Origin of the sequence: Neoaquamicrobium sediminum (genome assembly GCF_040970315.1) — a bacterium.
Lineage (GTDB): Bacteria > Pseudomonadota > Alphaproteobacteria > Rhizobiales > Rhizobiaceae > Aerobium > Aerobium sediminum.
The window spans coordinates 744,927-767,794 of the sequence record NZ_JAZHFV010000002.1 but is presented as its reverse complement, the minus strand read 5'-3'; the positions used below and the strand labels follow the sequence as shown (position 1 = coordinate 767,794).

At 62.9% G+C, this 22,868-nt stretch carries 25 protein-coding genes; 11 read left to right on the top strand and 14 right to left on the bottom strand.

Annotation, left to right across the window (positions count from 1 at the left end; all coding sequences use genetic code 11):
* Nucleotides 1-13: 13 nt before the first annotated feature.
* From V1479_RS09030 to V1479_RS09000, 7 genes are all read right to left on the bottom strand, one after another.
* Nucleotides 14-1,165 carry a phage portal protein gene (locus V1479_RS09030; RefSeq protein ID WP_438620507.1) on the bottom strand — a complete coding sequence of 384 codons (1,152 nt, stop codon included), beginning with the start codon at nucleotides 1,163-1,165 and terminating at the stop codon, nucleotides 14-16.
* 13 nt (nucleotides 1,166-1,178) lie between these two features.
* On the bottom strand, nucleotides 1,179-2,477 hold the full coding sequence (locus V1479_RS09025; protein ID WP_438620506.1) for a DNA-packaging protein: 1,299 nt from the start codon (nucleotides 2,475-2,477) through the stop codon (nucleotides 1,179-1,181).
* The gene (locus V1479_RS09020; protein ID WP_368802613.1) at nucleotides 2,419-2,982 is read right to left on the bottom strand and encodes a hypothetical protein; all 564 of its coding nucleotides are present in this window, start codon (nucleotides 2,980-2,982) and stop codon (nucleotides 2,419-2,421) included. The genes V1479_RS09025 and V1479_RS09020 overlap by 59 nt, the downstream gene beginning before the upstream one ends.
* 153 nt (nucleotides 2,983-3,135) lie before the next feature.
* Nucleotides 3,136-4,713 carry an HNH endonuclease family protein gene (locus V1479_RS09015; RefSeq protein WP_368802612.1) on the bottom strand — a complete coding sequence of 526 codons (1,578 nt, stop codon included), beginning with the start codon at nucleotides 4,711-4,713 and terminating at the stop codon, nucleotides 3,136-3,138.
* Between the two features lie 166 nt (nucleotides 4,714-4,879).
* Nucleotides 4,880-5,566 (bottom strand): RES family NAD+ phosphorylase, encoded by a 687-nt coding sequence (locus V1479_RS09010; RefSeq protein ID WP_368802611.1) that lies wholly within the window; start codon nucleotides 5,564-5,566, stop codon nucleotides 4,880-4,882.
* Complete coding sequence (locus tag V1479_RS09005; RefSeq protein WP_368802610.1) at nucleotides 5,563-5,961, bottom strand: antitoxin Xre-like helix-turn-helix domain-containing protein; 399 nt, start codon at nucleotides 5,959-5,961, stop codon at nucleotides 5,563-5,565. Before V1479_RS09005 ends, V1479_RS09010 begins: the two co-directional genes overlap by 4 nt.
* Before the next feature lie 66 nt (nucleotides 5,962-6,027).
* The gene (locus tag V1479_RS09000) at nucleotides 6,028-6,672 is read right to left on the bottom strand and encodes a TetR/AcrR family transcriptional regulator (protein ID WP_368802609.1); all 645 of its coding nucleotides are present in this window, start codon (nucleotides 6,670-6,672) and stop codon (nucleotides 6,028-6,030) included.
* 99 nt (nucleotides 6,673-6,771) lie between these two features.
* Between V1479_RS09000 and V1479_RS08995 the strand changes: the two genes are divergently transcribed.
* The 6 genes from V1479_RS08995 to V1479_RS08970 all read left to right on the top strand — a co-directional run bounded on the left by V1479_RS08995 (nucleotide 6,772) and on the right by V1479_RS08970 (nucleotide 12,524).
* Complete coding sequence (locus V1479_RS08995; RefSeq protein ID WP_368802608.1) at nucleotides 6,772-7,314, top strand: GFA family protein; 543 nt, start codon at nucleotides 6,772-6,774, stop codon at nucleotides 7,312-7,314.
* On the top strand, nucleotides 7,304-7,603 hold the full coding sequence (locus V1479_RS08990) for a DUF6958 family protein (RefSeq protein ID WP_368802607.1): 300 nt from the start codon (nucleotides 7,304-7,306) through the stop codon (nucleotides 7,601-7,603). The genes V1479_RS08995 and V1479_RS08990 overlap by 11 nt, the downstream gene beginning before the upstream one ends.
* Before the next feature lie 99 nt (nucleotides 7,604-7,702).
* A complete protein-coding gene (locus V1479_RS08985) occupies nucleotides 7,703-8,914 on the top strand; it encodes an MFS transporter (RefSeq protein WP_368802606.1) in 1,212 nt (403 codons plus the stop codon).
* Nucleotides 8,915-9,129: 215 nt separating this feature from the next.
* Nucleotides 9,130-11,277, top strand: coding sequence for a transglycosylase domain-containing protein (locus V1479_RS08980; protein WP_368802605.1), 2,148 nt, complete (start codon nucleotides 9,130-9,132; stop codon nucleotides 11,275-11,277).
* A 103-nt stretch (nucleotides 11,278-11,380) separates the two neighbouring features.
* The gene (locus tag V1479_RS08975) at nucleotides 11,381-11,962 is read left to right on the top strand and encodes a DUF1214 domain-containing protein (RefSeq protein WP_368802604.1); all 582 of its coding nucleotides are present in this window, start codon (nucleotides 11,381-11,383) and stop codon (nucleotides 11,960-11,962) included.
* On the top strand, nucleotides 11,955-12,524 hold the full coding sequence (locus V1479_RS08970; protein WP_368802603.1) for a DUF1254 domain-containing protein: 570 nt from the start codon (nucleotides 11,955-11,957) through the stop codon (nucleotides 12,522-12,524). The genes V1479_RS08975 and V1479_RS08970 overlap by 8 nt, the downstream gene beginning before the upstream one ends.
* Nucleotides 12,525-12,542: 18 nt before the next feature.
* Here V1479_RS08970 and V1479_RS08965 read toward each other — a convergent pair whose 3' ends face one another.
* Entirely contained in the window at nucleotides 12,543-12,737 is a 195-nt protein-coding gene (locus tag V1479_RS08965) for a hypothetical protein (RefSeq protein WP_368802602.1), read from the bottom strand.
* 181 nt (nucleotides 12,738-12,918) lie between these two features.
* Here V1479_RS08965 and V1479_RS08960 point away from each other — a divergent pair, with 181 nt between their 5' ends.
* Nucleotides 12,919-13,863, top strand: coding sequence for a hypothetical protein (locus V1479_RS08960; RefSeq protein WP_368802601.1), 945 nt, complete (start codon nucleotides 12,919-12,921; stop codon nucleotides 13,861-13,863).
* Here the strand turns inward: V1479_RS08960 and V1479_RS08955 are convergent.
* The 3 genes from V1479_RS08955 to V1479_RS08945 form a co-directional block, all read right to left on the bottom strand.
* Entirely contained in the window at nucleotides 13,850-14,197 is a 348-nt protein-coding gene (locus V1479_RS08955) for a DUF1491 family protein (RefSeq protein WP_368802600.1), read from the bottom strand. The two genes, V1479_RS08960 and V1479_RS08955, sit on opposite strands and share 14 nt — an antisense overlap.
* A 9-nt stretch (nucleotides 14,198-14,206) precedes the next feature.
* The gene (locus V1479_RS08950) at nucleotides 14,207-14,980 is read right to left on the bottom strand and encodes a peptidoglycan-binding domain-containing protein (RefSeq protein ID WP_368802848.1); all 774 of its coding nucleotides are present in this window, start codon (nucleotides 14,978-14,980) and stop codon (nucleotides 14,207-14,209) included.
* A 76-nt stretch (nucleotides 14,981-15,056) separates the two neighbouring features.
* Nucleotides 15,057-16,841, bottom strand: a complete 1,785-nt coding sequence (locus V1479_RS08945) for a sensor histidine kinase (protein ID WP_368802599.1) — start codon at nucleotides 16,839-16,841, stop codon at nucleotides 15,057-15,059.
* Between the two features lie 456 nt (nucleotides 16,842-17,297).
* On the opposite strand from V1479_RS08945, the gene V1479_RS08940 reads away from it, so the two are divergent.
* Both V1479_RS08940 and V1479_RS08935 read left to right on the top strand, forming a co-directional pair.
* Nucleotides 17,298-17,672: a DUF5330 domain-containing protein gene (locus V1479_RS08940; RefSeq protein WP_368802598.1), complete on the top strand. Its 375-nt coding sequence runs from the start codon at nucleotides 17,298-17,300 to the stop codon at nucleotides 17,670-17,672.
* Nucleotides 17,673-17,703: 31 nt separating this feature from the next.
* Complete coding sequence (locus V1479_RS08935) at nucleotides 17,704-18,138, top strand: SufE family protein (RefSeq protein WP_368802597.1); 435 nt, start codon at nucleotides 17,704-17,706, stop codon at nucleotides 18,136-18,138.
* 5 nt (nucleotides 18,139-18,143) lie between these two features.
* On the opposite strand, the gene V1479_RS08930 is transcribed toward V1479_RS08935, so the two are convergent.
* Together V1479_RS08930 and V1479_RS08925 are read right to left on the bottom strand one after the other, a co-directional pair.
* Nucleotides 18,144-18,881 (bottom strand): DUF6456 domain-containing protein, encoded by a 738-nt coding sequence (locus V1479_RS08930; RefSeq protein ID WP_368802596.1) that lies wholly within the window; start codon nucleotides 18,879-18,881, stop codon nucleotides 18,144-18,146.
* Nucleotides 18,882-18,951: 70 nt separating this feature from the next.
* The gene (locus V1479_RS08925) at nucleotides 18,952-19,365 is read right to left on the bottom strand and encodes a helix-turn-helix domain-containing protein (RefSeq protein ID WP_368802595.1); all 414 of its coding nucleotides are present in this window, start codon (nucleotides 19,363-19,365) and stop codon (nucleotides 18,952-18,954) included.
* Nucleotides 19,366-19,572: 207 nt separating this feature from the next.
* Here V1479_RS08925 and V1479_RS08920 point away from each other — a divergent pair, with 207 nt between their 5' ends.
* The gene (locus tag V1479_RS08920) at nucleotides 19,573-19,863 is read left to right on the top strand and encodes a cytoplasmic protein (protein ID WP_368802594.1); all 291 of its coding nucleotides are present in this window, start codon (nucleotides 19,573-19,575) and stop codon (nucleotides 19,861-19,863) included.
* Nucleotides 19,864-19,934: 71 nt separating this feature from the next.
* Here V1479_RS08920 and V1479_RS08915 read toward each other — a convergent pair whose 3' ends face one another.
* On the bottom strand, nucleotides 19,935-20,354 hold the full coding sequence (locus tag V1479_RS08915; protein WP_368802593.1) for a Ros/MucR family transcriptional regulator: 420 nt from the start codon (nucleotides 20,352-20,354) through the stop codon (nucleotides 19,935-19,937).
* Between the two features lie 411 nt (nucleotides 20,355-20,765).
* Between V1479_RS08915 and V1479_RS08910 the strand changes: the two genes are divergently transcribed.
* A complete protein-coding gene (locus V1479_RS08910; protein WP_368802592.1) occupies nucleotides 20,766-22,865 on the top strand; it encodes a S9 family peptidase in 2,100 nt (699 codons plus the stop codon).
* Nucleotides 22,866-22,868 lie beyond the last annotated feature (3 nt).

The following is a 22,868-nucleotide window of genomic DNA, read 5'->3' as shown; positions in this document are numbered from 1 at the left end:
AATGCCCGTAGCCTCAACCGCGCGGTCCATAGCCGACCGCCTCGCGTTTCTCGTCGTCGGTCAGGAAGTCGGCCGCGCCCAGCCGCGCCCACAGCGCCTCGCGCTCCGCCGAGAGGCCGTCGATCCGGTCGGCATCGAAGCCGAGCCGCAATCCAGTCCCGAAGCGCGGCGCGAGCCAGGCCGACAGCTCCACCGCCGTGCGCGCCACCAGCGGCAGCACGGTCATGCGGTAGAAGGCGCGGTTGGCTTCCTGGTAGTTCGAATAGGTGTTGTCGCCGGGAATGCCGAGCAGCATCGGCGGCACACCGAACGCCAGCGCGATGTCGCGGCTGGCGCCATTGCGCGCCTCCATGAAGTCCATGTCCTTGGGCGAAAGCCCCATCGCCTTCCAATCGAGGCCGCCTTCCAGCAGCATCGGACGCCCGGCCCGCGACGCGCCCGAATAGCCGTCCTCCAGCTCCACCTTCAGCCGCTCATACTGCTCCTCGCTGAGGTTTCCGCCCTCCTTCGGCGCATAGACCAGCGCGCCGGAAGGCCGCGCCGAATTGTCCAGCAGCGCCTTGTTCCAGCGCCCCGCCGCGTTGTGGATGTCCAGCGCCATCAGCGCCGCCTGCAGGGGTGGAAAGCCGTAGTGGTCGTCGAGGGGGTGAAACAGCGACAGATGCAGCGCGCCATCATCCAGCGGAATCCGCCGCTTCGTCGCGCCCTGCCGGTATTCGAGCGCCACCGGCCAGCCGGACGCGTCGGCCGCCACCGCCACCCGATCCGGCCGCAGCAGGTGCAGTTCGCGTGCGTCCGCCGCCTCGATCAGCTCGACATAGGCGTTGCCCGACATCAGCAGGTGGCCGTAGAGCGTCTCGAAGAAGCCTGCGCCGGCGCTTCGCTGGTTGGGGCGCGCCAGGAGTTCCAGCAGCGGGTGTTCGCTCAGTTCCTCCGCGCCGTCATAGAGCAGCCACGGCACGGCGGCGGCTGATTCCGCCACCATGCGCACCGCCCGGTGCACGACCGGATTGTGCATGAACCCCTCGCGCGCCAGCGCCGCATAGTCGCGCCGCGTCCAGCGGGCGTCGCCCTGCGCGTGCAGCGCCACGAAGCCGTAGCCGTCCTTGCGTTCGAGGCGCGCGCCATCGCGCCGGCCCCGTCTCCACGGCCAGTTCCAACCCATCATCATATCCCGTTCAGCTCAGATTGCGGATGCGCGGCCGGTTCGCCCGGCCAAGCAGCAGTTCGGTGATCGCCCACACCAGTGCGTCGACACGGTCGGGCGAGCGGCCGCCCGAAAGCCCGTCGGGGCCGAAATCGCACATCTCGTCCTCGAGTTCTGGAAAGTGGCGCGCATGCACCACCCGCCCCTGCGCATAGAGTGCTGCGACCGGCTCGGCACGCAGCCACTTGCCGCGGCTTGCCCTCACTTCCTTCACCGGCACGGCAGGGTCGACCGTGCGCAGCACCGCCGCCACCATCTCGCCGCCCTGGTTGACTTCGGCGACCACGCAATCCGCCTCATGGGCATGAAACCGTGCCACCGCGCGCGCCGCCCAGTCCTGCGGCCTTGCCGCGGCCATCGTAGCGTCCTCGATCACGATCGCGCGGTCGCTTTCATCCAGCCCCGCCACCACGATGCCGCACGCATCCGAAGTCCGCCGTGAGGTTGCCGGCGGGTCCACCGCCACGACGATGCGCCGCAGCGTGCCGACCGGAGCGGCCGGCGTCTCCAGCGCCGCGCGCGTCCACAGCGCATCGGCGCGATCCTCGATCATCTCGCCGTCGAGCTCCTGGCGACCGAGCCGGGAGCCCGCATAGCGGGCGCGCACCGTCTCCAGAAAACCCGCCGCGAGGTTATCCACATTCTCCCGCGTCGCCATGCGCGTCACGGTGAACGCCGGATCGGCCAGCAGCCGCTTGATGAGCGGCACCGCCTTGGGCGTCGTCGTCACGAGCTGGCGCGGCTGCTGCCCCAGCCGCAGCCCGAACTGCAGCATGTCGAAACACGCCGTCGCGTTCTTCCACTTGGCCGCCTCGTCGCACCAGGCGGCCTCGAACTGCGGCCCGCGCAGGCTTTCGGGGTCCTCCGAGGAGAACGCCTGCGCCACCGCGCCGCTGTCCCACAAGAGCCTGCGCCGCGTCGGCTCGTAGCGTGGCCGGTTCCGGTGCGCGATCGTCGCGATGCCCGAAGGTCCGTCCACCATCACCTCGCGCACGTCGCCCAGCGTCTCGCCCACCAGCGCGATGCGCATGTGCCTGTGCCGGTGCGAAAAAGGCCCGAGCCCGCGCGCCAGCGCGTTCACCCATTCCGCGCCGAGCCGGGTCTTGCCGGAGCCGCGCCCGCCGACGACCATCCAGTTGACAATCGGCGGCATGCCCAGCAGTTCGAACCCGAGCGGATATTGCGCCAGCCGCGCATGTCCAACCCAGGCGTCACGAAGCAGCTTCAGCCGGTCGGGCGTCAGCACGCGCCGCGACCAGTTGGCCTGCAAGTCCCTCAGCCAGTTCGATGATGCGATCGTTGATGCGCCCGAGTATGGCGGCCAGCTCTTCATCGCCCAATTCTTCTTTTTCTTGTTGCGAGCGTTCCGTGGCCAGCACCTCCCAGCGCTCCATCATGCGCATGAGGGCGACAAGCGCCTCGATCTCGGTCTTCTGGATTTGCTCCCCCGCCTCGGCACGCGAGACCAGCGCACCGACCTGGCGGGCGACATGCGCCGCGCATCTCGCCATCATCGACACCGGGTCCTCTCCCGGCTGCGGCCCCACAAAACCCTCGTCAGCCGCCCCAACGGCACCCTGCGGCGCGGAAACCGCCCCGGCGTTTCGCGAACGCCACACCCAGCCTTCGCCATTCGCACGCCGCCTCACGGTGGCTTCGCTGCACCCCAGCGCCGCTGCAAGGTTCCCCGGCGTCGCTGCCCCCTCCGCAACCGCGCGCACGGCACCCCACCGCGCCGCCGCAATAACGCACCGCCGCCTGGTCTGCTTGGCCATGAAAGAGAATGATCCGTTCGGGAGAGATTGCGCCGGAGACGCCGCCGTCAGGCGCAATTCTTCGACGATAGCGACAACCTACCAAAGCACCGTCACGGTGTCAAGGAATTTTTTCCTACATCAACCTAGATCCCTCTCGGAATCGTCGTCTTACTAGGCCTTGAAACCGGAATTGCAGTACGGATGCACAATCTGACCGTTCTTCATATCGGCTGCGCCCCCTTCCGATCTACGCTGTATGTGATCAACAGTCTGGGATCGGAAATGCACGGCAGCTCCACAGATGCCGCATCGCATAGCTTTTGCGTAGCCCTCTCGCATCATTACCGCCGACTTAGTGCTTCCGCTCATCCTACCGGTTTTTCCGCGATCTGTTCGTGGCGGTGGCTGCTTAGCCTGAACCAAATAGTTGAAGTCCGGATCATTGTAGAGCGTTTCGGAAACGTCCGCACATGAATGCCCAACAGAGAAGCCTTCGAACACACGCCAGAACAACTCTGACAATCGCCCAAGGCTTCTAGCGCCGCTGCCAAGTTTCGTGACGGTGAGCGAAATAAATATTTTATTCTCAAAAAGATAATCCTCGAAGATCCCCCGAACCCTCGTGAATTCATCAAACCTCTTTGACTCACCGAGCCTTTTGGCAAACTCGGCAGTTGCGAGAAAGGCGTTCGGCATGAACGTGCCGGACATCGCGTAGAAATAGACCGCTGGATGCAAGCCAAGCGACTTGGATTCTTTGGTGGTGATTAACTGGACCCTCCGCCGAACTGCTTTCAAAAACTCAATCGTCTGAGCGCCGTCCATGTCACTGTGGAGTGGGCCTTCAACCCTTATTGTATCAGAACGCTCTGGGAGAGGGACATTGTTGCAAAGATTGGTGAGATCAAACGCGAATGGAAGCTGGTTGTACCCTCGTCCGGCAACTGGCATGTCTAAGGTGCTGACCGGATCAGTAAGCGGCGGCTTGAAAAGCGCGTCGTAAAGTTCCTCTCCAAGTGTTTGTATTTCCGCTTGTGCGTCGCTCGAAAATTTCGACCAATACTTGTGTCCCTTTCCACCACGGACAATACAACGGGCGGCAATCGCATTTGCGGCGTGCCGCGATTGGAGGATGCGACGTTCGGTGGGATCAATCGGCTGCGCTGCTTGGTTGATTTTAAAGAAGGATGCCTCTGCAGACTGCGCGTCTTTGGCTGGAACCCACTGCACTACCAGCGAGTTGCGTCCCAACGCCGACATTATGCGCCGATCTTCATCACCAACATCTTGAACATCTGCCAGCCCCTTAAAGCGGGAATACGGCCCAATGTTCTTATTTACCAACTTGCGGGTACGCTCGGCTATGGCCTGCTGCTCAGGCGGTATTTGGGAACCGAAGAACTGCAGAGAGGCTGCGCGGTCTCCATAATCGTCACGTAGCCATGCAATTAGGGCGCTTAGGCGATGTGCACCGTCAATCACGAATATCTCACGACCGCGTTGCCACAGAATCACCGCTGGTATCAGATCGCCATCGATGAAAGCGCGTAGAAGATCGAGCACCTTTTGCGGGGACCAATGGGTGGTTTCCCGTTGAAAATCGGGCTTTCGTAGATCGCTGGAAAAGAAACCTCGGTCCAAGTCCGTAAGCGAAATATCGCCACGTGGGTTCCCACCAGTTTGATCAGTGTCGGTGGCAAAGTCGGCGCGCAATATCAGTGCGTCCAAATTGACCGTGTTTGTTGCCATTTAGTACCCCCCTTAGTACCCCCCGCAAATTGGCTCTTCCGAAAACCAGTGGTACCTCAAGCCTTTCACCTGCGCCAGCGACGGGCACCCACGGTATAATATGCGGATTTTCTCCTATATATTTAGCACATACTAAAGGCTGCCGGCCCCGCCGGTCCCACCAAACCTAAACCCTCTCAACCTCCGGCCCCTCACCGCCACTCCACGTAAGCACGAACGCGTCACCGCGCGTCACGGTCTTGATGCAGGAGGGTTTCAGGGCCGCGAGGCACACGCCGCCGGCGTGGCGCACCGAGGGGTAGCGGATGCCGATGAGATCCTTGGCGCGGATGTCCGCCGCGAAGGCCTGCCCCGCCGGGTAGCCGACCAGCGGGTCGGGGTTCAGGCACGCGGCGTCGCGGTGCTCGAGCAGGCATGCCATCGGCCCGGCGATATGGGCCATCAGTTGCACATATTGGGTGATGTTTTCGGTCTCGCCGGTGTTCTTCAGTTCGCGGCCGAGGTGAAAGGCGATCTCCGCCAGGCAGGTTTCGATGGCGAGCGCGGCATACCAAGCGCCCCGCCCTTCCCGGTTGAACCGGTTGCCGCCGATGCGTGTGTAGGAAAACGCGGCGTTGACGAAGGACCAGCCATAGCCGAACGTCTCCGTCAGCAGTTCCCTCGGGTCGACCTCGTCGAGCTGGCCGTCCTGCCCCAGCAGCCGGTTGCTGGTTCTGGCCTCCAGCCTGTCCAGTATCGCCTTCTCGCCCTCGTCGTCGCAAAGCGGCGCGATGGCCGGCTCGTCGACATAGGCGCTGGACAGGAGACGGTGCGTATTCTGCTCGTCGATGAACTGGACGTCGAAAGCGCTCACGCGCCACCCCTGAGGGCGTCGATGTGGCGACGCATCCGCACCATTTCGGGAATGCCGTCCCGCACCATCAGCTCCACCGGCGCCCTTCCGTCGAAACCCTGATTGGCGCGTTTCGGCCATTCATAGGTCAGCGGTCCGTTGAAGAGCAGCCGCAGCCCCTTGAACAGGCCCACAAGCAGGCTCGCCCGCATCTCCTGGTCCTGGTTCAGCGTGCCGGAGAAGGTGCCGCCCTTCATGCGCGACCACGTCCGCACGTTCACGCCGGCCAGCGCGGCCGCCTCCTCGTTGGTGAGGTTCCAGAGCGCGGCGATGCGCGTCAGCGCCTTGACGATGGCTGCCCGCTCGTCGGCTGCCGACACGTCGAGCAATTCGTCAGATGTGACAGGCTGGGCCATGCCGAAATCTCCTTGCCAAATGGCAATATAGTATTCGCCATATGGCAAGTCAATAAAGCAGCCGCCTCATTCGACCCTAGGCACATCCGGCCCGAAGGCGCACAGGAAGATGCGCACCGCCTCCCCGGCGTGGCTGCGCAGCTCGGCCGGTTTCGGGATACCTGCATCGCCCAGCAGCATCGCCGCGTTCGTCGGTGCGGCCATCAGGATCCAGTTGAACTGCACAGCAGCCGCCTTCGGGTCCGGCGTCGCGAGTTGCCCGATCCGCGTATAGTGCGCGAACGCCCGCTCCATCCGGCGGATCGAGCGCCCCGGCCCGTTGTCGTGCAGGGATCGTCCGAGTTCGGGAAACCGCTCGACCTCGCCGATCACCATGCGCCGCAACCGCATCAGGCGCGGGGTCAGCACCACGGTGAGCTGATCCAATGCCAACTGCATGAGGAAATCGCGCACCGAGCGGTCGCCGAACACATCCTCCTCGTCTTCGCGGATTTCGCGCGCCGCCCCGCCGGTCATAGCCTCGACGACCTGGATGAACAGCGCCTCCTTGGAATGGAAATGCGCATAGACAGTCTGCTTGGAAACGCCGGCGTGCTCGGCCACCGTATCCATGTTGGCGCCCAGGAAACCATTGTGCAGGAACACCTCTTCCGCCGCCGCGACGATCTTCTCGCGGCTTCTTCGCGTGCGGGTGGCGGCTCCGTTCGACATGGCACCTGCTCTTGGCATGAACCGGCAAAGCATACCACGGCCGCTTGACAAATCAAACTGGACCGTACAGTCTAATTAACGATCCAATGGAGACTGCCGATGGCCAGCCCTACCGAACTGAGCTGCACCTGCGGAAAGGTGGCGATGCGCGTCGAAGGCGCGCCGATCCTTTCCGTGGAATGCCTGTGTTCCGACTGCCAGAAGGCCGGCGCGTTTTTCGCAACCCTGCCCGGCGCGGAACCGATCGTCGACGAGAAGGGCGCGACGTTCCACGTCGTCTACCGCAAGGATCGCGTCCGCTGCGTGCGAGGGGCCGAGTTCCTGCGCGAGCACCGCCTTACCGCAGACAGCAAGACAAGGCGCGTGGTCGCCACCTGTTGCAACACGCCGATCTTCCTCGATTTCACCGATGGGCACTGGCTGGACCTTTTCGGCACGCTCTGGCCCGAAGGCACTCTACCCCCGCTGGATTTGCGCACCATGACCCGCGACACGCCGCCCGGCGTGCAACTGCCCGACGACGTGCCCAACCCGAAGACACATACCTTGAGCTTCTATGCCAAGCTGGTCATCGCCTGGGCCGCCATGGGCTTCCGCGTTCCCAAGATCGACTATGTGAAAGGCAGCCTCGATGTCCGCTGAAGACAAGATCGAAATCGAAAACGTCGTCTCGCCCGGCCGCACCGTACGGGTCGACCGCGCCAAATACGAAGCGATGCGCGACGCGCTGCTCGCTGTCCTGCCGCGTTCCTCCCCGGGGCTCACGGTGGCCGAGGCCAAGGCAAAGCTGCTGCCGCTGTTGCCCCAGGACCTATTTCCGGGCGGCGACAAGGCCGGCTGGTGGCTCAAGGCCGCCCAGCTCGACATGGAGGCCAAGGGCACGATCCTGCGCGACAGCCCCAAACCGGTGCGGCTGCGCCTGCCCGATTAGACGGGAAGGCCCGCGCCTGATCCGGTTGGCAGGTTTCGGGTGGAGAGCACCTCTCCCCACGCGCTAGCTGCACCTCGACAACAACGTCGAGGCCTTTCCATGCGCGCCATCCGCAACCTGACCTTCGCCGCCTACGGCATGCATCTCGCAGACCAGATCGCGCTCGTCGCCGTCCCGCTGGTCGCCGCGCTCGTTTTCGGCGCTTCGGCGCAGGTCATCGGGCTGCTCGTCGCCTGCCAGTCGATGGCCCATTTGCTCGGCTCCCTGCCCTTCGGCCTCATCATAGACCGTGCCCAGGCGCGCACGGTCGCCATCGTCTCGACACTCATCTCGCTTGCCGGTTTCGGCGGTGCTGCACTGAGCATTCTCGGGGGCAGCCTCGTCGGGTTCGGCGCCTTCGTCGTTGTCGGCGGCTTCGGCATCGTCGTTTTCGTGCTGGTCAGCCTGTCGATCCTGCCGCGCCTTGCCCAGCCATCCGATATCGCACGGGCCAATGCCCGCCTCGACCTCGCACGCGCGCTCTGCTCCTTCGCCGTTCCGCTCGCAATCGGCCTCCTCATAACGACCCGGACTGCAAACTGGGTCTTCGCCGTTGCGGCCGCGGGCGGGCTTCTGGCGCTGGCCGCCGCAATCGGGCTGCCGCGCTTTCCGGTCTCCCCGCCACAACCAGCCGGAATTTTCAGCCTCATCCGCGAAGGTGGCCGCTTCGTCCTTCGGCACCAGCTCCTGCTGCCGATCGCGCTTTGCGCGGTCCTGTGGAACCTCGCCTTCGCGGCGCTGCTGGCGATCATGGTGCCGCTGGCAGTCGACATCTATCTAGCCGAACCGGGCGTGTTCGGCATCGCGCTCTCGGCTTTCGGGCTGGCGGCCACACTCGGCGCCTTCACCGTTGGTCGTCTATCGGCGGTGCTGCCCACCAGTTTCTTCCTGCTTTTCGGGCCGGGCAGCTCGGTGGCTGCCATCCTCTTGCTGTTTGCGGTCGCTCCCGGCGGTTCGGTCCTGCCGGTCTATGCTGCTTTCTTCATTCTGGGTTTCGGCCCGTCAATGTGGCTCACCACGCAGAACTCCGTCCGCCAGTTGGTCACGCCCGCGGCCATGCTCGGCCGCGTCAATGCCGTCATCCAGACAGCCATCTACGGGATCAGGCCCGTGGGAGCGCTTCTTGGCGGCTTCATAGCGGGAACGGCATCGCCAGATGCCGCGCTGGTCTTCGTCGCGGCAGCTTACGCGGGCTCCTTCGCGGTCCCCCTCTTCAGCCGCTTGCGCACGGTGCGGCGCTTCACGGATCTTACGATCATGGAAGCCGGCTGAAAGGGTGGATACGACCCGCACCCGCCATCGCCAGCGAGTGCGACCTTCTTCACACACTGCCGCTGGGAAATTTACGATCACCACGGATTTATCGGACTAGTCCTTGTTCCCGGTATCGAAATAGGCAAGAAAAGTCGTAAGTTGACCCTGCGTAGACTGCCCGCTGATCGAGCGACACTCGGGCAAGGCGGGGTCGATCGCGTGGCGTGGGTGTAATGGAAAATCCGTTCGAGGCGAGAAAATCGAAGGCCCCGCGGGCAACGCGTCTGCTCGCCATTGACGCTTGGATCGATTCCAGCCTTTACGAAGCAGGCTTCAAGGCGCGCGAGGCCTGGGAAAACATCACCATCTTCTTCCGCCGCTTCCGGGTAACCGGCTGGCGGCGCGCGCTCGTCGAGCTTGGCAGCGAAGGGTTCACGCTCGGCACGCTGGGCACGATCGTCATGCTCGCGCTTGCGCTGCCCGCCTTCGAAGAAACCGCCAAGGACTGGCGCAGCCAGGGGGATTACGCGGTTACCTTCCTCGACCGCTACGGCAACGAGATCGGACAACGCGGCATCATCCAGCGCGACTCCGTCCCGGTCGACGAGATACCCGACCATGTCATCAAGGCGGTTCTGGCAACGGAAGACCGCCGATTCTTCGAGCATTTCGGCATCGACTTCATCGGCCTCGCCCGCGCCATGGGCGAAAACGTGCGCGCCAACTCGGTCGTCCAGGGTGGCTCCACCATCACGCAGCAGCTCGCCAAGAACCTATTTCTGACGAACGAGCGCTCGGTGGAGCGAAAGATCAAGGAAGCCTATCTGGCGCTTTGGCTGGAGTGGAACCTCTCCAAGAAGGAAATCCTCCAGCTCTATCTCGACCGCGCCTATATGGGCGGCGGTACGTTCGGCATCACGGCCGCCGCAGATTTCTACTTCGACAAGGGCATCAAGGAGGTCAACCTCGCCGAGGCAGCGATGCTCGCCGGCCTGTTCAAGGCTCCCGGCAACTACGCGCCGCATATCAACCTGCCCGCCGCGCGCGGTCGCGCAAACGTTGTGCTCTCCAACCTTGTCGAAAGCGGCTTCATGACCGAGGGCCAGGTGCTTTCCGCGCGTCTGCATCCGGCCACCGCGATAGACCGCGGCAGTCAGGACAGCCCCGATTACTTCCTCGACTGGGCGTTCGAGGAGGTCAAGAAGATCGCACCGAAGAACGGCCCCCATGCGCTTGTCGCCCGCACCACCATCGACCTCAACCTGCAGAAGGCAGCCGAGGAATCGGTTGAGTTCAACCTGCGTCAGCACGGCCAGGCCTACCGCGTGACAGAGGGCGCGATGGTCGTGCTGGAGAACAACGGCGCGGTCCGCGCCATCGTCGGCGGGCGCGACTATGCACGCAGCCAGTTCAACCGCGCCACGCGCGCACAACGCCAGACGGGTTCGTCCTTCAAGGTCTATGTCTACACGGCGGCGATGGAAGCGGGCTTCACGCCCGATTCCGTCATTTCCGACGCGCCGATCTCGTGGGGCGGCTGGTCACCGCGCAACTACGGTCGCAGTTATGCAGGCCGCGTCCCGCTTTCCAACGCGCTGATCCGCTCGCTCAACACTGTGCCGGTGCGGCTAGCAAAGGACCATCTGGGCATTCCGGCGGTCATCGAGACGACCAAGGCGATGGGCGTCGAGTCCGAACTCAACGGCCACAAGACCATGGTGCTCGGCACGTCGGGCATGACCGTCATGGACCAGGCCACCGGCTATCTCACGCTTGCAACGGGCGGGTTCGTGGGCAAGCGTCACGGCATCACGCAGCTCCTGACCCATTCCGGCGACATCGTCTACGATTATGGCCGCGAGGCACCCGAACCGCGACGCGTGGTGTCCGAGCAGGCTGCGGCATCGATGAATTCCATCCTCGTGCAGATCCCGGAGATTGGCACCGGGCGGCGCGCCGCCCTCCCCGGTATCCGTTCAGCGGGCAAAACCGGCACGACCCAGGCCTATCGCGATGCGTGGTATGTGGGCTTTACCGGCAACTACACGGCGGCCGTCTGGCTCGGCAACGACGATTACACTTCGACCCGCAACATGACCGGCGGTTCCGTCCCCGCGATGGTGTGGCAGAAGCTGATGGAGTACGCGCACCAGAACGTCGAGCTCAAACCTATCCCAGGCATCGAGAATCCGTTTATCGACAAGCCATCCGACGCCGCTGTCGCAAGTGCAGATGGCGAAAACGGTGAGGCGGCCCAGGAGGAAAGGCCTTCCGTCCTGTCGGCACGCACCACACGCCTGCTGAGTGAGATGTCCGGCGAATTCCGCAACGCGCCGCGTCTCGAGGTTCCGCCGGGACCGGAAACACTTTCCTCGCTGTAGGTGACAGCTCCGCCTTGACTTTCGCGGGCAGGACGGCAACCGCTGTGTGCGCGCGACAGTTGCCATATCCCGCCTGAACAATGACTGACCTCGATAGCAATCGATGCTGAAGACGATCTTCCTGACCGCACTGACACTTGCGATCGCCATCGGTGGCGGTGCTGCAAGCGTTTGGCTTGTGGTCGAGCGCGATTTCGAGTTCGGAACCGTTACCATCGGCAACTGGACAGCGTATCCCAAGCGCGGCACGCCGGCCGCGGACCCCTATTCGAAAGCCAGGTTCTCGCGCGAAGCCGATCTCGCCCTGGGCTATGCCGAGGGGCTCGTCTTTACCGCCACACGCGATGCTTCAGGCGCACTTCTGCGTCGCGAATGCGACTACCGAGTCGAGGGCAGTCTGCCTCCCGCGCGTTTCTGGACGCTTTCAGCGCGCGATGCAGACGGCGGCTTTATTGCTCCCGACGACAGCATTCCTGCTCTGCATTCCTACGCGCTGCTGCGGCAGTCCGACAACACCGTGGCAACCACCGTCTCCCGCAATCCCGTGCCCGGCAACTGGCTTGCCGTTGACGGCAGCGGTGCATTTGCTCTCGTGCTGACCCTCTACGATACGGCGGTCGCATCCAGCGCCCGGATCGCCGACGTGGAACTGCCGCAGGTGCTGCGCGAGGGCTGCGATGGCTGAGCCCCGCACCACGCGCCCGTTCTGGACGGGGCTGTTGCATGCACTGGTGTTGGGCCTGGTGGGCGCGGGCATCGTGCACATCGCCATTTTGCTGATGCTGCCCTCCTATTCCGAGCGCGACGCGTGGTCGATTCTCTCCAGACAAGCTAACTACTATGCCGTGACGCGCCTTGATCCACCCGATGCCGCGCCGCTGATCTCTTCGCTGGACCCGCTATTCGATGCGGCGGCGTGCCGGTTCGACCTGCGTGACGGCACCCTTCACATGACCGGCCGTGGCGACGTCCCCTATTGGTCGATCTCGGTCTACGACAGAGCGGGCCAGAACATCTTCAGCATGAACGATCGATCCTCGACCGACGGAGCGCTCGATTTCGTCGTCGCCACTTCCGAACAGATGATCGACCTGCGCAATGCGCTGCCGGCGGATTACGACCGCGCTGTCTTCGTCGAAGCCGATGTCGACGAAGGCATCGTGGTGGTGCGCGCCTTCGCTCCCGATGAAAGCTGGGAGCCGACGGTCACGCGCTATCTGGCAGGGCTGAGCTGCGTCTCAGGCTGATTGTGGACGAACGTTGTCCTAGCGCGCCTTGCGCTTGCCCTTGCGCGACCCGCCATCAACCGTAGCCGGCGTCTCATGACCGTCGCGCTCGATGCTCTCGCGCGCCTTCTCATAACGAATGCCCGGAAAGATGATGATCGTGCTGTGTCCCTGTCGGTCCGGGGCCGGTGCCGTCGCGCGTGGGCGGACCACGAAGGGAAGTATGGTAGCCATGACTATGCTCTTTTCTCGGTTAGACCGGAGCAGAACGCTACGCCTCCGTCCCAACTAAGCGCATCAGAGGGTTAACACGACGCTAACGAATACACTCTAATTTGAGTCGATACGGGGACTCGCAGCCAGATCGATAGGCACGGCACCCGTTTGTGTTGATTTGCGTATCGGACGTTTCCACGTGTATCGCTTGGCATCCCACCCGTACAATTCGCATCGCGCCGCCGGCCGACCGGAACGGCTCCTGCGGGCGTCGGTTACAGCCTTCTGCGCGACCCCGCGCCCGACGCGACGCGAAATCGCACAACTGGACGATCTGGCGACACCCCTGCTGGGGCGGGTTTCGGATGAAACGCTGCGCTTCGTGGCGGCAGCACTTTCAGAAACGCCACACGCGCCCGCTGCACTGGTCCGCCGCCTTGCCGATCTACCTGCGGATATCTCCGCGCCGTTGCTTGTCAGTTCTCCGGTTCTGACAAATATCGACCTGGTCGCCCTCATCGGGCGCCATGGATTGGGGCACGCGCGGGCGATTGCCGCACGCGCCGGGCTCGACGACCGCATCAGGCGCCTGGTACAGGTGGTCGGCGCAATGGAGCATTCGCCAGTATTGACCGAGAAGGAAACCGGTGCTGCCGAGGAGGCGCGCGAGCGTCTCCGTCACATGATGCGACCTGCGGGAGCCCTGGTACAGGAAAGCGCATTGCCGCCGGGCACGGCAGTGAATCTGCGTTGGGACAGCGAGCCCACACCCTATCGCAAGTTGAGGTCCACTGCGCTCGCCGGCGTACCCACCCTTTTCCACACGGCGCTTGCGGACGCACTCGGCATCGGCCTCCAGCGCGCGGCCGCGATCGCCGACGACAGCGACGTCTCGTCCTTCATCGTTGCCCTGCGTGCGCTATGTCTTTCAGATGAGCAGGCGTTTCTGCTGATGCAGTGCGTCCGCCGCGACCGCAGCCAGGACATCCGCTCCATCGCCGCATTTCTCGATGCCTACGCTGCCGTAAGCTCCGAAACAGCAGCGAGATTTGTCGAAGCATGGCGCGAATCGCCGCACGAGAACCTTCATCGAGAACCGGCCAACCAACTGGCCCCATCATCGACGAGGCTCAGGGCGTCGTAACGTTCACAAGTTCTGCGAACAATGCGTCGTCGACTTCGAGCTCAACCACCCAGATATCCGGATCGAACCGCAGTTCCCGTTCTATCTTGTCGTGGATCGACTGCTCGTCATCCGAATTCAGAAGCTCCACGAAAAGCCGCTGGTCTGGCTTCGCATCCTCATAGCTGGTTTGAGGCGCCGGTCCGTAAAGTCGGGTCTGTCCCATGCGGTCGCGCTGGGTAATCATCACAGCCCCCGCCTCGCTGGCGCCGCGCCGTGCGACAGCAGCGAAACCGCCGGCGGAAAAGGCCCGTCGGACGATCGATGAAACCCAGAAATCGGTTGTTACGCGCATGTGCGGAACTCAGTCCGCAAGGCCGATCTCACGCATCTTCGCATAGAGCGCCTCGTCGGGCTCGCCGGTCTCGGGAAGGCCGAACAGCGACTGGAACTCGAGTATCGCCGACTTTGTCCTGGAGCCCACAACCCCGTCGACCTCTATTCCCTCATTGCCGAAAGCTTTCAAGCCGGCCTGAATACGTTTGACGGTGGCATCGCCGACCCCGGCTGACGACGTCTCAATCAGGTCTGTACCCGGCGAGCCCTCAGGCAAAGGCGGTGCCCCGCTTACCGAACGCGGCGCCGCGCCAAGCTGCGTCAGAAGCTGATCGTCGATTTCCGCTGAGACGCTCAGACCGACCATCTTGCGATAGCCCTCGATGGCGCTGCGGGTTTGCGGACCTGTCAAGCCATCGATCTTACCGTCGTACAGCTTCAGCTCGGCCAGAATGCGCTGGACGTCCTCGACGACCGGATCGCCTCGCGGCGAGATTGCCGGCATGGGCACTTCGGCGGGGTTCGGCGCGGGCGCGGCGATCAGCGTCTCTATCGCCTGTGTCTGCGTCGTCTGCGGTCGAGCTGACGGCAACTCTGCCGGCGAAGTCTGCTCCTCGCGCTCCAGCCGGATCACCGTCTCGCCGTCGGCGATCTCTGCTCCGCCGCCTGCGAATTCACTTTCCGGCGTAGCCACGAGCGGCCGCGTTGCGAAGAATGCGCTGCCATGGGCATGGGGCTGATACCAGACCGCATTTGCCGCGACGTAGGAAAACGCCACTGCGAATGCGGTCAAGCCGCCCACCGCCATCCTATGGCGCATCAGGAAAGCTGCGACGCCACTTCCCTCGTCAAAAATTTCCTCAGCCGCCGTACGGCGCCTAGGCGGTCTTGCGGAGCGCGATGCCATATCTCTCCCCTTTCTCGCCTCGTGTTGCCTCAACTTCGTGGTCATCATCGTCGCCGCCCAGCTCGCTGGGCGCTGCCGATGGCAGGCCGATGGTAACCGTCGTGCCCAGCCCCGTGGCGCTCTCGATGGTCATCGTGCCCTTATGCAGTTCAACCAGCCCCTTGACCAGCGACAGCCCGAGGCCCGTCCCCTGGAATTGGCGCGTATAGTCGTTGTGCACTTGCACGAACGGCCTTCCGACCTGAGCCAGCTCGTCCGATGACAGGCCGATGCCTGTATCGTTGACGAAAATACGAACAGTATCGCCGTGCGAAGCCGCGCTGACGCTGACGCTGCCACCGTCAGGCGTGAACTTGATGGCGTTGGACAAAAGGTTAAGCAGGATCTGCTGCACCGCCCGCTGGTCTCCTGCAATCGGGCTCAACCCCTGCGGCAGCCTGACGGACAGCGCAATGTTCTTTGCCTTTGCCTGCGGCTCCAGCATCGCCCGGCACATCTCCACGGCCGGCTTAAGATCGAACGGCTCGACATAGATTTGATAGGAGCCCGACTCGATCTTCGAAACGTCCAGGATCGCATTGACGACCGACAGCAGATGATTGCCCGCTTCGCCGATCAACTGCACGTGCTCGGCCTGCTTGGCCGCCAGCTCGCCGGAAATTTCCGGATGCAAAAGCATGTCCGAGAAACCGATTATCGCGTTCAGCGGTGTGCGCAGCTCGTGGCTGACCGCGGCGAGGAACCTGCTCTTGGCCACTTCCGTCGCACCCGCCTGTTCAACGGCGCGCGCAAGTTCGCCGCGAAGCTCGGCTATTTCCCGTCCGTCGCGCACGATGGCGACAACCGTATCGTCACCCTTGCGTGCGCGCAGAATCTCGAGATCGAAGTGCCGATAGCCGCCGCTGCTCCCGTCGACCGTCATCGGCATGCGGATACGCAGCTCGCACCGCGCCGGCCTACCGCTGTCGTGAACGTCTGCCACCGTGCACAGAAACGCGACCCGGTCTGCCACATGAATGCGCTCGAACAGTCCTGTGCCAAGCAGCAACTCGGGCTCGACGCCAAGCGAGGCCAAGGCGTGGCTAGACGCATTCTCCACTTCACCAACGCGGGTGATCCTTGCAACCAGCGCATCGAAACAGGCTTCAGGCAGAACGCTGGCCAGATCGACGGCACCGTTTTGATCCCGTGGCTCATACTTCAGCAAACGGCCAACGAGCGTCGCGGCGTAGAGCAGCGGCGTCGCCCAGACCCAGGCGGACGTCAATGCACCCTCGGCTGCTATTGCCTGACCAAATAGAACGGCTGAACCGAAAGCCATCGCGCCGCCGATCATGGCGGCCTTGCGCGAACGGCCGATCCAATAGATTTCAGCCGCCAATGCAGCCACAAGAACCGCCAGCGGCGCACTGAAGCCGCCGCCCAAAGCGACCAGCAGACCGGAGACGCCTGCCGCGCCCGCGAGCACCGCGATCTCTATTGTGCGGGACGAGCCCCGAGTACTTGTTGTCAGCGCTGCCAGCCAGCTCAGCCCGTAGGTGGCACATAGAAGCGCCATGCTGACCGAAGGGCCATAAGCCGGCATTGTAACTTGCACGATCGCGGCCGTCAGGATGAAAGGTCCAGCCAGAAGCGCGACCAGCAGGCGATGCTGCCGTTCACGCTCATTTCCGTGCACGGCAGGATGGACAAGGCGCTCGCTTACCGCGATCAGCCCCGTGATCCAGTTGCCCGGTCTGGTTGCATCTGCACTCAACTCAACGCACTCGCACAGTGTCCGCTTTTGCGGATCGATCTCATTGGCCCCGACACTCGCAGCCGCGGTTTAAGGAATGAATAAACGCGACGCCGCGATCGGCCCCGAGACACCGCTTTCCAAAGGATTATTCGCTGCGGAAAGGGCCGAATTCGCGCCATGGTAAACAGAGGGTAAGGGCGAGATCGTCCCGAACTGGCACCTCGAAACGAGACGTCGGCCAATCAGGCAGGCCAATTATTGATGCAATTTCATATAGTTAAGCGGCGACCGACCCGATAAGCATTCGTATCAACTCAGATTCAAGGTCGATACGAATGCCGAAAGCTAAAATTTGAACTGAATTTGATGCGAATCTGACCGAGTGCCGCAAGCGGTCTTTTGCGCGCGTCGTGCATTGTATGACTGCATTCGCGGAATTGGGGATGAGTCCGCGCTGATATCGAGGGTGAAGTCATGGGGTTCCTGATCAAGTCTGCTTTCTGGCTGTCGCTGGTGCTCTTCCTGATTCCGTTCGGCGGGGCCGAGAACAACGAAGGCCAGCCCACCGTGGGAGCCATCGAGGCCTTTTTTGCGGCCCGTGCGGCAATCGGCGATATGGCGGGGTTGTGCGAACGGCAGCCGGATGTCTGTGACGTGGGACGGTCTGCCATGCAGACGATCGGCGTCCGGGCCCGCGAAGGCGCGCGTATCGCCTACGGCTTGCTGGACGAGCATTTCGGCGAGACGTCCAATATGGCTGCGAGTTCAGACCTTGTCCCGCCGGTTGAGCCGATCCACACCGGATCGGTGCCGACGCCCTCCGAGCCCGTGGCACGCCCGCAGGAGTGACAGCGAAGGCAGCACACTCTATATCCGGGCGATGAGCGCCACGATCGAAACCATCCGCGACGACTTCGCCTTCCTCGACGATTGGGAGGATCGCTATCGGTACGTTATCGAACTGGGCGGAGACCTGCCTCCCTATCCGGACGACGCTCGTGATGACGCCCACAAGGTGCGCGGTTGCGCCAGCCAGGTCTGGCTGCACACGACCCGGGGCGAGGGCGATGATCCGACGCTGAAGTTCCTCGGCGATTCCGACGCCCATATCGTGCGAGGGCTGGTCGCTATCCTGCTTGCACTGTATTCCGACCGTAAGGCATCGCAAATCCTTGCCACCGATGCGGAAGCAACGCTGCGGGAACTGGGGCTCGACGAGCATCTCACGCCACAGCGGGCCAATGGATTGCGCTCGATGGTTCAGCGCATCCGCCGCGAGGCGGAAGACGCGTTGTCCGCGCCCGCAGTATCCTGATCAGCTCACCGAATGGTCGGACGGTAATCATCCGTTCCCCAATGGAGCAGAGGCTCCCGAGCCCGAGAGGCGGGGTTCGGTTCGTAGTGTCGTGCCAGCGCCGAAAGCGCAGATTTCAGCACCACCTTTGCCGAGCGTGCCGGCCAGCCTCGTTCGACCTCGACCTGCTCGAGCCCTTTGAGGAAGCAGCATACATCGACCAGCACGCCCGCAAGTTCCGGGCCCACCGCGCTGATCGCGTGGTCGACCCGCCTGCGCGCCGCGAGAGCCGCGTCGGTCAGGTCGGCGATGCCGCCCGCACCGCCGCCGTCCGAGTGCCCCGTGCCGAAGCTGTTCCAGTTGACGCCCAGGCGCGGCACGAGCTGCCCGCGGGTATAATCAGACCTGAGGCGCTCGCCTGCCCGAAACTCCCGTGCTTCCAGGAAGCGTGAGCCGTCGCGCGCTTTGCGTCGCCACAAAAGTGCAAGCGGCGACTCGGCATGGTTGATCGCTACAGACTGGCTCGCGCCCTCCACCACCACCGTGGCGGCGCCGATCTCACTGCGGGCCTGCGGTTGTTCCGCCTGCATGGTAGTCACTTCTCGTAGCGAGCGCGTTCCGACCTCCGTCAGTCTGATTTCTTCATCGGAAATCGAGACCAGCCCCGCATTCGCCAGGCGCCCCAGCGCATCCGTCTCGATCGCGATCGTTCCGCGATCACCGCCCTCAAGCAGTGTTGCGCCGCCCGCGCCTGCTTTGCGCAAGGATGCAGCTCCCCTTGCAAGAAACCGCATCGCGCGCACAGCCCCCTTACCTTGCATCATGTAAGCCTCTCTATTCTCCCGGACGCCCCAGCGCCGCCGTCATCACCCGTTCGGTCATCGCAACGATGCCGTCGAATTCCTGATCGTCCCGCATGTCCTCAATCTGGTGGCACGCGTGAAGGACGGTCGTCCGGTCGCGGCCAAAACCTTGACCGACCTCGCGCATGCTCAGCCCGAGCGCGACATGGGTCACATACATTGCGATCTGCCTGACCCGGCTGACGCTCAGACTCGAGCGGCCGGGATGGCGCAGTTCACGCCCGCTGACATTGAAAAGCGCAGCAGCGATGTCGATCACCGCATCGCAGATCGCAGGCACTCGTTCGGCGGGGGAAAGCTTCTGCAGACGGGCAGCAGGCGATTGAGCAACTGCTGCGGTATCGCCTTCCGTCTCATCCGTTTGTTTTAGCGCCGTGGACAACAAGATCTCACCCCATGAATAGGAATGATTTCTTATAATAAGGCACCATCAGAGTGTGAACAAACAGAGAACTAATTTAACCCGGAAAATTCCTATGGCTCTGAAATTGAAGCCGATTTTTCTGAACACCGTCATTTCCGCGCATGACTTTATCCACCGGGTCCAGCCACCGCCGATGATCCAAGCATCAAGACAAGAAGGAGCTTTCCGGTGGACACACTTTGCAGCGACATCCATGCCTTCCAGCGCAAAAAGCATCACGAACAGCGCGTTGCCGGGCAGACGGCGGCGCTTTTTCTCACGTGCGGCGTGGATCTTGCCGACGCGCTATCGGCGCCGCGGGTTGAAAAGAAGAGGATTGCGCTCAGGCTCGAGCGGCTGATCGAGCGCGAGCGTCTGAGGGGCATGGGCCGCCACTGGAGCTACGATCTCAATCGGCACATCGCATTGAAGCAAACGCTGAACCGACTGCGACACAGTGCGGGCACGCTGCTCGACTAGTGACCTTAACGCACGAAAGCGGCGCCACCGACGCCGCTTTCGTCTAATCATAGCGATGTAGGACCCAGCGCCTATTTGCGCTTGCGGCCCAGACCCATCTTCTTCGCAAGCTGAGACCGCGCTGCCGCATAGTTCGGCGCGACCATCGGGTAGCTCGCATCCAGACCCCACTTGTCGCGGTACTGGTCGGGCGTCAGCCCGTAATGGGTCATCAGGTGCCGCTTCAGCGACTTGAACTTCTTCCCGTCCTCGAGACAGACAATATAGTCGTCGTGAACCGACTTCTTCGGATTCACCGCCGGCTTCTGCTTGTCGACCGGCGCCACTTCCGTCGCACCGCCGACGCGGCCGAGTGCAGCATGAACGTCAGCGATCAGATTAGGAAGATCGCCGACCGGAACCGGATTATTGCTGACATAGGCTGCCACCACATCGGCGGTCAGCTCGATCAGCATCTCGTCATTTCTCGCGGGAGTTTCGGTAATGTCCATCATTTGGCCCCAGTATGGTAAGAAATTGCACCTTCCGAGGCATGTCCGCTCCCGGAATATAACGCACGGGCGCATTTGTGTTGCACCTTCCGATTCGCGTTACGCCGCATACATGGGGCCAACAGTACAGCAAGTCAATTCTTCATCTTCTATTTTCCCAAAAAATCAAATTAAGTATCAGTATAAGACATATCGATCTTCTTTGGGCATTTGCTCAATTCAATAGTTGTCATAGACGAGGCTTGGCTGTCGAACCGAAGACGCCAGGCGTGGCTTCCCGGTCCGAAATCGTCTGGGCTTGGCATCCCTTGCGCCCCTCACCACATCTGCCTATTCGCATGGCCTGCGCGTCTGACCGGCGGGCCAGTACATGTCGGTTCCCACGACCATCGACGAGGAGTAGCAAGCAACATGTCATCGACAGCAAGGTTTTCGACCGCCACCGTGCCAGGCGCCGAACAACGCCCGCATAGCGATGTGCGTCACGGAGTCGAGCGTGTGGACGAATATGCCTGGCTGCGCGCCGACAACTGGCAGGAGATGTTCAAGGATCCGTCGAAGCTCGATCCGGCCATCCGGGCGCACTTGGAGGCGGAAAACGCGTATCAGGCGGCGCTGATGGCCGACACGGCCACCCTTCGCGAAACACTCTTCGGCGAGATGAAGGGACGGATCAAGGAAGACGATTCGAGCGTGCCGATGAAGGATGGTCCTTTCGCTTACGGTACGTCCTACCGCACCGGCGGCCAGCATCCGCGTTTTTTCCGCGTTCCGCGCGAAGGTGGGGCGGAGACCATACTCATCGATGGTGACGCGGAAGCCGAGGGCAAGGCCTATTTCCGTATCGGAGGCGTCGATCACGCTGGCGACCACGAGCGGCTTGTGTGGGGCTTCGACGACAAGGGTTCCGAGTTCTACACGCTCAAGGTTCGCGACCTTCAGACCGGCGAGGACCTCGCAGACCTGATCGCCGACACCGGCGGAGAAGGCCAGTGGGATGCCACCGACAACGGCTTTTTCTACACCAGGCTGGATGACAACCATCGCCCCTCGCAGGTCTTCCATCACCGCATTGGCACCGATACCGCGCAGGACAGGCTGGTCTACGAGGAAACCGATCCGGGCTTCTTCATGAGCGTGGGCGGAACCCGCCTGAACGACTGGATCATGATCTCGATCAGCGATCACGAAACGAGCGAGTACCGTCTGCTGCCCGCTGCCAGACCCGACGCGGAACCGGTTCTCGTGAAAGCCCGCGAAGCGGGCATTCAGTACGATCTGGAGGAAGGCGGCGATGTCTTCTTCGTCCTCACGAACTCGGGGGGCGCGAAGGACTTTCGCATCATGACGGCGCCGGTGTCCGATCCGCGCGAGGCGAACTGGACCGAACTGGTCCCGCACGAGCCCGGACGGCTGATCCTGTCAGTCATCGGTTTCCGGGACTACCTTGTCCGGCTGGAACGCAAGGATGGGCTGCCGCGCATCGTCGTGCGCCACCGAGCTACGGGCGAAGAGCACGTGGTGGCCTTCGAGGAAGAAGCCTATTCGCTTGGACTGGCCGGCTCCTACGAATACGGCACCGACATCATCCGCTTCAGCTACTCGTCGATGACCACGCCCGCGCAGGTCTACGATTACGACATGCGCACCCGCGAGCGTGTGCTTCTGAAAACGCAGGAAGTGCCTTCCGGCCACAACTCGGACGCCTATGTGACACGGCGTCTGCTCGCTCCGTCGGCGGATGGCGAACTGGTTCCCGTGTCATTGCTCTACCGCAAGGACACGCCGCTCGACGGCTCCGCACCTTGCCTGCTCTATGGCTACGGCTCCTACGGCATCGCGATCCCGGCATCCTTCAACACGAACTGTCTTTCGCTGGTCGATCGCGGTTTCGTCTATGCCATCGCGCATGTCCGTGGCGGCAAGGACAAGGGCTATGGCTGGTACGAAGACGGGAAGCGCGACCGCAAGCAAAACACCTTCACCGATTTCATTGCCGCTGCGCGCCACCTCGTTGCCGAGAAGTTGACCAGCCACGACCGGATCGTCGCTCAGGGTGGATCTGCGGGCGGCATGCTGATGGGTGCCGTCGCAAACATGGCGCCAGAGGCATTCGCCGGCATCATCGCGGAGGTTCCGTTCGTCGACGTGCTCAACACAATGCTCGACGCAACCCTGCCGCTGACCCCGCCGGAATGGCCGGAATGGGGCAACCCGATTGAATCTGCGGCCGACTATCGAACGATTGCGGCCTATTCACCTTACGACAACGTGTCGGCACAGGCCTATCCGCCGATCCTCGCGGTCGCCGGCCTTACTGATCCGCGCGTTACCTATTGGGAGCCTGCCAAATGGGTCGCGCGGCTGCGCGCGCGCAAGACCGACGACAATCCGGTCCTGTTCCGCATCAACATGGACGCGGGCCACGCAGGTGCGTCGGGCCGTTTCTCGCGCCTTGAGGAAATCGCCTACGGCTACGCTTTCGCACTGAAGGTCGTAGGCAAGGCTTAGGAT

Excerpts from the sequence above, each read along its gene's own strand:
- V1479_RS09030 (WP_438620507.1), bottom strand. The coding sequence starts at position 1,165 with ATGGGTTGGAACTGGCCGTGGAGACGGGGCCGGCGCGATGGCGCGCGC.
- V1479_RS09020 (WP_368802613.1), bottom strand. The coding sequence starts at position 2,982 with ATGGCCAAGCAGACCAGGCGGCGGTGCGTTATTGCGGCGGCGCGGTGG.
- V1479_RS09015 (WP_368802612.1), bottom strand. The coding sequence starts at position 4,713 with ATGGCAACAAACACGGTCAATTTGGACGCACTGATATTGCGCGCCGAC.
- V1479_RS09005 (WP_368802610.1), bottom strand. The coding sequence starts at position 5,961 with ATGGCCCAGCCTGTCACATCTGACGAATTGCTCGACGTGTCGGCAGCC.
- V1479_RS09000 (WP_368802609.1), bottom strand. The coding sequence starts at position 6,672 with ATGTCGAACGGAGCCGCCACCCGCACGCGAAGAAGCCGCGAGAAGATC.
- V1479_RS08995 (WP_368802608.1), top strand. The coding sequence starts at position 6,772 with ATGGCCAGCCCTACCGAACTGAGCTGCACCTGCGGAAAGGTGGCGATG.
- V1479_RS08990 (WP_368802607.1), top strand. The coding sequence starts at position 7,304 with ATGTCCGCTGAAGACAAGATCGAAATCGAAAACGTCGTCTCGCCCGGC.
- V1479_RS08985 (WP_368802606.1), top strand. The coding sequence starts at position 7,703 with ATGCGCGCCATCCGCAACCTGACCTTCGCCGCCTACGGCATGCATCTC.
- V1479_RS08980 (WP_368802605.1), top strand. The coding sequence starts at position 9,130 with ATGGAAAATCCGTTCGAGGCGAGAAAATCGAAGGCCCCGCGGGCAACG.
- V1479_RS08975 (WP_368802604.1), top strand. The coding sequence starts at position 11,381 with ATGCTGAAGACGATCTTCCTGACCGCACTGACACTTGCGATCGCCATC.
- V1479_RS08970 (WP_368802603.1), top strand. The coding sequence starts at position 11,955 with ATGGCTGAGCCCCGCACCACGCGCCCGTTCTGGACGGGGCTGTTGCAT.
- V1479_RS08965 (WP_368802602.1), bottom strand. The coding sequence starts at position 12,737 with ATGGCTACCATACTTCCCTTCGTGGTCCGCCCACGCGCGACGGCACCG.
- V1479_RS08955 (WP_368802600.1), bottom strand. The coding sequence starts at position 14,197 with ATGCGCGTAACAACCGATTTCTGGGTTTCATCGATCGTCCGACGGGCC.
- V1479_RS08940 (WP_368802598.1), top strand. The coding sequence starts at position 17,298 with ATGGGGTTCCTGATCAAGTCTGCTTTCTGGCTGTCGCTGGTGCTCTTC.
- V1479_RS08935 (WP_368802597.1), top strand. The coding sequence starts at position 17,704 with ATGAGCGCCACGATCGAAACCATCCGCGACGACTTCGCCTTCCTCGAC.
- V1479_RS08915 (WP_368802593.1), bottom strand. The coding sequence starts at position 20,354 with ATGGACATTACCGAAACTCCCGCGAGAAATGACGAGATGCTGATCGAG.
- V1479_RS08910 (WP_368802592.1), top strand. The coding sequence starts at position 20,766 with ATGTCATCGACAGCAAGGTTTTCGACCGCCACCGTGCCAGGCGCCGAA.